The organism is Prevotella conceptionensis 9403948, from assembly GCF_000312305.1.
Classification (GTDB): Bacteria; Bacteroidota; Bacteroidia; order Bacteroidales; family Bacteroidaceae; genus Prevotella; species Prevotella conceptionensis.
In genome coordinates this window covers 65,232-66,640 of sequence record NZ_HE999451.1, presented here as the reverse complement: position 1 = coordinate 66,640, position 1,409 = coordinate 65,232, and the positions used below count along the sequence as shown (strand labels likewise).

At 47.4% G+C, this 1,409-nt stretch carries 1 protein-coding gene; it reads right to left on the bottom strand.

Going from position 1 to position 1,409, the window contains the following annotated elements; all coding sequences use genetic code 11:
* Positions 1-1,199: 1,199 nt before the first annotated feature.
* Positions 1,200-1,409 (bottom strand): hypothetical protein (locus BN93_RS18740; protein ID WP_232211185.1); only part of this gene is annotated, 210 nt, incomplete at its 5' end.

Here is a 1,409-nt window from a genome sequence, read left to right as displayed (position 1 = left end):
ACTACTCCCCTCTTCCCTTGGAGAGGGGTTGGGGGTGAGGCTAGTTGTAGGGTGGCATGCGCGGAGGACAGATACCTAACGGCAGTTACAACAAAGCATACTACTCCCCTCTCCCCTTGGAGAGGGGTTGGGGGTGAGGCCGGTAAGGATTAGAGGTGAGGCCAGTTGTAGGGTGGCGTGCGCGGAGGACAGACACCTAACAGCAGTTACAACAAAGCATATTACTCCCCTCTCCCCTTGGAGAGGGGTTGGGGGTAAGGCTGGTTGTAGGGTGGTGTGAGGCCAGTTGTAGGGTGGCGTGCGCGGAGGACAGACACCTAACAGCAGTTACAACAAAGCATACTACTCCCCTCTCCCCTTGGAGAGGGGTTGGGGGTGAGGCCGGTTGTAGGGTGGTGTGAGGCCAGTTGCAGTACGTTTTCATTAACTACAATCTGTCCGTTTTTCAGCAAAGAAATTAACACAAAGACTGCCCATTTTGCTCACCAACCGCCCACCCGACCGCAAAAATTCAATTCTCGCACGAGTTTGTTTTAGTGCAAAAAGAAACTAGCGCACATTCATAACAAACCTGCATAACAACGAATAAATTTACAGTTTAAAGAGGCTGCAAGGCCATTAGCATCGAAACATCCTGCGTTTTGGTGCAAAATACACTGCATTTTGGTGCAAAATAGGTTGCGTTTTGGTGCAAAACACACTGCGTTTTGGTGCTAATTGCACTGCGTTTTGGTGCAAAATGCACCGCATTTTGGTACTAAACGCAAGGTATTTTGCCCATAATCACAAGGCATCTTGCATAAAAATTCATCGTATCAGGCCACTTAAAACCTCTATTTGGGGGCGAAAACATGTGCAAAATAGGAGCAAAATGGTGCTTTTTGAGGTAGTTTTATATACAAAAAGCCGCTTTTGGGACTTGAAAAAACAATGAGATAACAACAAACTAGAAAGGTAAAATGGTGCTAAATGCAGTCGGCAGACTTAAAAAAGGACAAAAGCAAGGGTACGTAAAGCGAAAAATAGTGGCTATTCGCTAGCTTTATGCCCCCTTTTTCTTCTAGAATGACGTGCCGACAAAGGTGTATTTTGTAAAATATTAATACCCCGTTTAACTTAAAAAGAGTATCAACGCAGCATCACCTCAATACCGCCCCGAGGAGAGAAAAAAAACAAAACGTTTGCTACCACAAAGCCAACTACGCCATAACAAGGCATATTTCGCCCCTCTCCCCTTGGAGAGGGGCTGGGGGTAAGGCCAGTAGCAGTCGGGGCGAGGCCAATTGTAGGCGGTGTGTGGCGTATGGGATGAGGGCAATTAGGGTAAGCTTGCACCTAACAACGTTCGTTTTAAAAGCATACCACTCCCCTCTCCTCTTGGAGAGGGGTTGGGGTGAGGCCAGTTGTAG